This is a genomic window from Colwellia sp. E150_009 (assembly GCF_053543955.1).
Genome location: NZ_JBHFOM010000074.1, coordinates 1 through 5,762, shown reverse-complemented (window position 1 = coordinate 5,762; position 5,762 = coordinate 1). Strand labels below are relative to the sequence as shown.

7 protein-coding genes and 1 pseudogene are annotated in these 5,762 nt (G+C 38.6%); 6 read left to right on the top strand and 2 right to left on the bottom strand.

The features are described 5' to 3' along the window. Positions 1–181: 181 nt before the first annotated feature. The 4 genes from ACE1OF_RS19340 to ACE1OF_RS19325 all read left to right on the top strand — a co-directional run bounded on the left by ACE1OF_RS19340 (position 182) and on the right by ACE1OF_RS19325 (position 2,300). On the top strand, positions 182–586 hold the full coding sequence (locus ACE1OF_RS19340; protein ID WP_448896507.1) for a hypothetical protein: 405 nt from the start codon (positions 182–184) through the stop codon (positions 584–586). A 134-nt stretch (positions 587–720) separates the two neighbouring features. Next, positions 721–1,314 carry a hypothetical protein gene (locus tag ACE1OF_RS19335; protein ID WP_448896505.1) on the top strand — a complete coding sequence of 198 codons (594 nt, stop codon included), beginning with the start codon at positions 721–723 and terminating at the stop codon, positions 1,312–1,314. Positions 1,315–1,428: 114 nt separating this feature from the next. Next, positions 1,429–1,860, top strand: coding sequence for an acetyltransferase (locus tag ACE1OF_RS19330; protein ID WP_448896504.1), 432 nt, complete (start codon positions 1,429–1,431; stop codon positions 1,858–1,860). Positions 1,861–1,970: 110 nt separating this feature from the next. Next, complete coding sequence (locus ACE1OF_RS19325; protein ID WP_448896503.1) at positions 1,971–2,300, top strand: hypothetical protein; 330 nt, start codon at positions 1,971–1,973, stop codon at positions 2,298–2,300. Between the two features lie 127 nt (positions 2,301–2,427). Here the strand turns inward: ACE1OF_RS19325 and ACE1OF_RS19320 are convergent, their stop codons facing one another. Then, positions 2,428–3,222, bottom strand: a complete 795-nt coding sequence (locus ACE1OF_RS19320) for a reverse transcriptase domain-containing protein (protein ID WP_448896502.1) — start codon at positions 3,220–3,222, stop codon at positions 2,428–2,430. Between the two features lie 815 nt (positions 3,223–4,037). On the opposite strand from ACE1OF_RS19320, the gene ACE1OF_RS19315 reads away from it, so the two are divergent. Together ACE1OF_RS19315 and ACE1OF_RS19310 are read left to right on the top strand one after the other, a co-directional pair. Beyond that, positions 4,038–4,739, top strand: a complete 702-nt coding sequence (locus ACE1OF_RS19315) for a hypothetical protein (protein WP_448896501.1) — start codon at positions 4,038–4,040, stop codon at positions 4,737–4,739. Positions 4,740–5,025: 286 nt separating this feature from the next. Continuing rightward, entirely contained in the window at positions 5,026–5,283 is a 258-nt protein-coding gene (locus ACE1OF_RS19310; RefSeq protein ID WP_448896499.1) for a hypothetical protein, read from the top strand. A 100-nt stretch (positions 5,284–5,383) separates the two neighbouring features. On the opposite strand, the pseudogene ACE1OF_RS19305 reads toward ACE1OF_RS19310, so the two are convergent. Further along, positions 5,384–5,505, bottom strand: a pseudogene (locus ACE1OF_RS19305) (IS110 family transposase); the annotation flags it as partial. Between the last annotated feature and the right edge of the window lie 257 nt (positions 5,506–5,762).

Genomic DNA, 5,762 nt, shown 5'->3' with positions numbered 1-5,762 from the left:
TTCTCCAAAGTAGAAAATCACGGGTTAAATTTATGTTCACAGAGTCTCTAAAAGGCAAGTTTTAATGTATTATTGTCTCAGATTTCACGTAGCAACGTGTTTTGAGGCTTAATTTTGAATAATTTTTGTGCCTGTTTTTTCAAAAAGAGAAATTATACAGACTCGTTAGTAGTACATTCAGATGAAGAAATGGCACGTTGAATTTAATTCAGAATTTACCGTTACACCCATTAGTTACTGGGTGCATGTGAATCTTGATAATGACATCTGGTCATATGCTAATAAATTCGAACCACCGTTTCCGAAGCCCATTCCATGTAAAGGTTTTCCGTTATTGGTGGTTAATGTTTTAGGCGTACAATTAGAGTTTGCATCTGTGCACGAAGTCTTACATTTTATAGATGTAATTGGGCAGAGGAATATGCCTTCTACAATTGAGCTGTCACGTAAGAGATCTGACGGTTATGGGCCGAATAGGCATTGGCTTAGTCGCTTGCCAGCTAAACTAAAACCTTGGAGTAAGCGAGAAAAGTTAATCCCAGTGATTGAAGCGGCTTTAAAAGAATATAGGCAGGTCTGTCAGTAAAATACTACTAACAAGCCTGTGAACCTCAGGCCAGAATTCCTTGCTTCGCAAGCTGGCCTTGGACTCATTTTCGCTGGCGCTCAAATTCGCCGGTTACAGAATCGTTAGCTTTTACATCATATAAAGGAGTATTCGTGAGAAATTTAGTGATTTTATCAATTGTTTTATTGGCTGGCTGTAAAGCAACTGATTACAACAAAGAGTTAGCTCAAGTAACCAATTGTCCCAGTCAGTTGACATCAACTTCTGTAAATAAAGTTTCGTTTGATAAAAAAACCTCCTTTGAAATAGGTGGAAAAAATAAAAAATGTTTTGTTAATTCTAAGAATCAAAAGCACTTTTATAACAAAGTTTCGGTGCCTAATAACGCAAATTTTTTAGTTGTTAACGCTCATCAAAACGTTGGAATGGATAATAGCTCGTTTTTTAAACCTCAACTATTAATCAAATCTGAAAACGGTTCACTAACTGAGTTAGCACCTTTTAGTGAATTAAAATCATCTACATTCATCGCAGTTCGTTATTACACATATTACTATGATTTACGCAGTATCAAATCAAGAGACATTATAATAACGGCTGATCCAAATAGTGTCGGTAACAACATTCCCTTTGAATATTTAAATAGCCACGACTATGTAACTGTTCACACAGCTAATATGCCATTGTCCGCAGGTGGTATGGTTGATGTGCAGGCTGCATTAGAACTTGAGAATAGTAAAAGCTAACAAAGCTGTTAAACAAGGACAAAAAACAGTTGGCTTTTGCTCCTTCGTCGCTTATTTTAGCCAACATATTATTAGCCTCTTAACGAGGCGTTAAATTTTCAATCGGGTTTAGTGATGAATATTGAGATCGTAGAAAAAGCAGATCACCTTAAGCTGATAGAAGTCTGGGAAGCGTCGGTCAGAGCAACGCATGATTTTCTGGCTGAAGATGATCTACAGGAGTTAAAGCCGTTAATTCTGGAGCAGTATTTTGACGCAGTTGATTTAAGGTGCGCTAAAAACGGTAACGGTGAAATTCAGGGATTCTGTGGAGTACATGACGGTAATATTGAGATGTTGTTCATCTCACCTGATGCACGCGGAAAAGGCATTGGTGCCATGTTGGCGGCCCATGCTATCAAAGAGCAGGGAGCATCAAAGGTCGATGTAAACGAGCAGAATGAACAGGCGGTAGGTTTTTATCAGCATATTGGCTTTAAAGTGGCAGATCGGTCACCAGTCGATGGTCAGGATAAGCCTTATCCGCTGTTGCATATGGCGCTATAAAAATTTAATAAGGCTAGGCACGGCGACGTCTTTTCCGTTGCGGCTTCGCCTTCACTACAAAGCCGCGCGTGCTGGCGGCGTTATGTGTTTCAAGAGTAAGGTGTCAAATTATGGATAATGATGATCAATTAAAAGTAAAAGCCAAAGTAGAATATGATCAAATGACAATGCACCAGAAGGATATTGATGAATTTAATAACCTCGGTTCAAAAAGTGTTGGTATCAAAGATATTTTACAAATACTGGCTCCTTTAGCTTTGCTAATTATTGCCGGTCAATTTTTAAATATTGACTCCGATACATATAAAGTGATGTTCGTTATTTTCACTGCATCTACTTTTGTACAAGGCATGGTTACAGCTGAAAGTAAAAAGGTAAATCGTCGAATAGATTTACTCCTCAAAATACTAAAACAAGAACGTGAGCACAAAAACACATAAATCGGGTAGCCGGAGGTTTCTACCCTCCAGCCCCACACCACCCTGCATGCGGCTCCGCACAGGGCGGTTCATTAACCATGATGGATTTTAATCCAGATATCCCTAAGTGATACTAAACCTGCATTAGCTAAATACTCGTTAAAACGCGTTCGCCTGCTCGCTTAGTTTTCACCAAAATGGTGAAGTCGTCTGCATAACAGGCGAAGTGATGCCCTCGTTTTACTAACGTTTTATCAAGCATGATGTTAGAGAGTAACGGTGACAATGGCCCTCCTTGTGGCACGCCTTGGGTTGGTTTTACTCGTTTACCGTGTTCAACAATTCTTGCGCGTAAGTACCGCCCAATCAGTTTCATCAATACTTTATCTTTTATTTTTAATCCGATTTTATGCATGAGTAAATCATGATTAACTCGGTCAAAGAATTTAGATAAGTCAATATCAATGGCTATTTTACGACCCGATTTAATACCTGTTTGCAAATGTGTTACCGCTTGTGCTGCATTGCAGTTTGGGCGAAAACCATCGCTGTAAGGTGAAAAATGCGGGTCGAATAGTGGATTGAGTACTTGGTGGATTGCTTGTTGGATAAACCTATCGAGTACGGTAGGAATACCCAGTTTTCGCGTGCCACCATCGGGTTTAGGAATGTTGACCCGTAGCACGGGGCTAGGTAGGTATGTTCCTTGAGCTATCTGTGTTTTGATGTGTTCCCAGTTTGCGTTAGCAAAGGCGGGAAAATCATCTATCGTCATCCCATCAATACCTGCACTACCTTTGTTGGCTTTGACTCGTTTCCAAGCATTATCCAAATTAGCAGGGCTTAACAGCTTTTCGATGAGATTTTCATGTAAGGCTGGGGTTGATATGCCATGCTCAATAACATCATTACCTGACGGTAATTTTGATGTATTCAAATGCATAAATGTTCCTCCTTAAGTTAATGTTCAGGCCTTCACCATGTCCCAACCATTACGAAAGAGAGGGGCATTGGCGCTTTTACCTAATATAAAGTGCCGTCTGCTGACTTCTACTTAATCACCATTGACGTTACCATCATTGGCGCTATCGGTTTACATCTCATTCGCTCTTCGTCGTCGATGTATTCAACGAAGCCAAGGCACTTATTAACCAGAGCCTTACTGGTTTAATGCCGATTGCGTGTTAAGCAGATCTCCCCAGATAAGAGCATGTACTTTCTTTGCACTGCTGCATCATTTACGGTGACCATTAGATCACATGGTTTCGTTATGCTTGGCTAACTCACCTCTAGTCTACGCCTCATATGATGTTCTTGTTCATCAGCTCACAAATTTGCTAGCGGCTTCCTTCAGACCATTCTTCGCAGAAAAGCCCTTGCCATTCGCTAGTAGTTAGCGTTTAATAAAACTCATTAAACGGTGATCTTCCTACAGAGGACTTTCACCTCATTAGTTCATGCCCATGCTGGGCGTACCAAGTTGCTTAAAAGGAAAAATAGCAGTTGGCCATCGCTTCGCGATTATAGCCAACCATTATTTTCCTCTTAGCAAAGCGTTGAGGCTGTAGAATTTCTCCAAAGTAGAAAATCACAGGTTAAATTTATGTTCACAGAGTCTCTAAAAGGCAAGTTTTAATGTATTATTGTCTTAGATTTCACGTAGCAACGTGTTTTGAGGCTTAATTTTTAATAATTTTTGTGCCTGTTTTTTCAAAAAGAGAAATTCTACAGGCTCGTTAGCTGTACAAGGAGGTTTCATTGGCAGATTACATAAATAAGAATATTCTAAGCCAAGCTTATATTCACATTGAATCAGAAGTTGCTGAAAATGAGCAACAACTTGAAGAGTTCAAGCAACTGATCACTGATTTTGCTAGAAGCCGTGTGGATTTCTTTTTATCCCCAGATGCACCTATAGAAGTCGACTTTGAAGAAGGCTCCTTAATAGCCAGAATTACGGTTTTAGGCACTATTGGACTATTGCTTCAAGGTATTGCCAATTACAAAAATTTTAGAGAAGGGATTCAACTAATTTATAGCGATGCTAAGCGTGTTACAGACTATGTAATTTCAGAAGGTGTTTTTACCGCTGGCTCAAGGCAACAAAATGTTATTAGACTTGAAGCACGTGTAGGTATTATTGGCTCGATTCAGAAGGTAATTAATCAACTTGAAGGAATTAAATCAGGTGCAAACGGTAGAAAGTTAGCATCTGACCTTGTTGATAAATTAATAGATTCAAATAATGAAATAGAGAAGTTAATATCAAACTTGGCTACTGAATCTGATGTAGAGCTTGTAAAGAAAGGGCTTTTGGAAATAGTCGATGAAATGCCAGAAGAGCCTCAGCCACCCAAAAACAAAATTAATGAAGTAGCTTCGGTGAACTCATATAGAAACCAAAAGAAGAAACTTAGAATTAGGTTATCAAGTACAACAGCTAACAAGCCAATACAGTAACGGGACTGCTAACAGCTTGCTCAGTTCCGCTACGCTACACATTTTAGCAAGCTATTATCAGCCCCTGATTGGGGCGTTGAGGCTGTAGAATTTCTCCAAAGTAGAAAATCACAGGTTAAATTTATGTTCACAGAGTCTCTAAAAGGCAAGTTTTAATGTATTATTGTCTCAGATTTCACGTAGCAACGTGTTTTGAGGCTTAATTTTGAATATTTTTTGTGGCTGTTTTTTCAAAAAGAGAAATTCTACAGGCTCGTTATATTTTAATTCACGGATGGAGAATAAAATGAATGAGGGTATAGATAATTACTCTAGATTAAAAAGCAAAAAAGGACCATGTCCTGCTTGTAGCTTACATATCAGTGTAGGTGATTTAACCTGCGTGCATTGCAATCACAAATTAACATCTGATGAATTAAATATAGTCGAAAGGTATGCTGCGTCACAAAAATTGAAGGGCACTAAAAGAGGATTAATCTTTTTTCCAATTGCCTTATTTGTTATCTATATGATTTTTGCTTTTATTCAGTATAATGAAATATAACACACAAATGAGCCCATCTCCTGTCAATAGACAATAGTGCTCTTTCGGCTACTGCTAGGTAGCTAATTGTTTTCAATCAGTAAATTCGTCTTGTCAGCGGGTCAGCCCCAATTTTTTGGTGAACAAGTTTTTTCCTTGTTGATCTAATATGTAAACATAAAGAATTCTGGCATGTAAGTCGATTCCGCAATAATATTTATGTAAAGTAGTATAGAATTTCATAGAGTCTTCTCCTGTTGGTTTAGTCGCCTTAAAGTTTAGCGTAATGCTAGACTTTGGGGAGGAGGCTCAATTAGTATCAAGGAAATAAAGCAGGACAAAAAACAGTTGGTTTTTGCTCCTGCGTCGCTTATTTTAACCAACTATTTTATTGCCTGCATATTCTCTCCAGCTTTGATCACCCAATTGCATTAACTTTGATCGCTTATTCTCATTAAGCTTTGATCACTAGTATCACTTGTAAATGATCACTTTTGTGC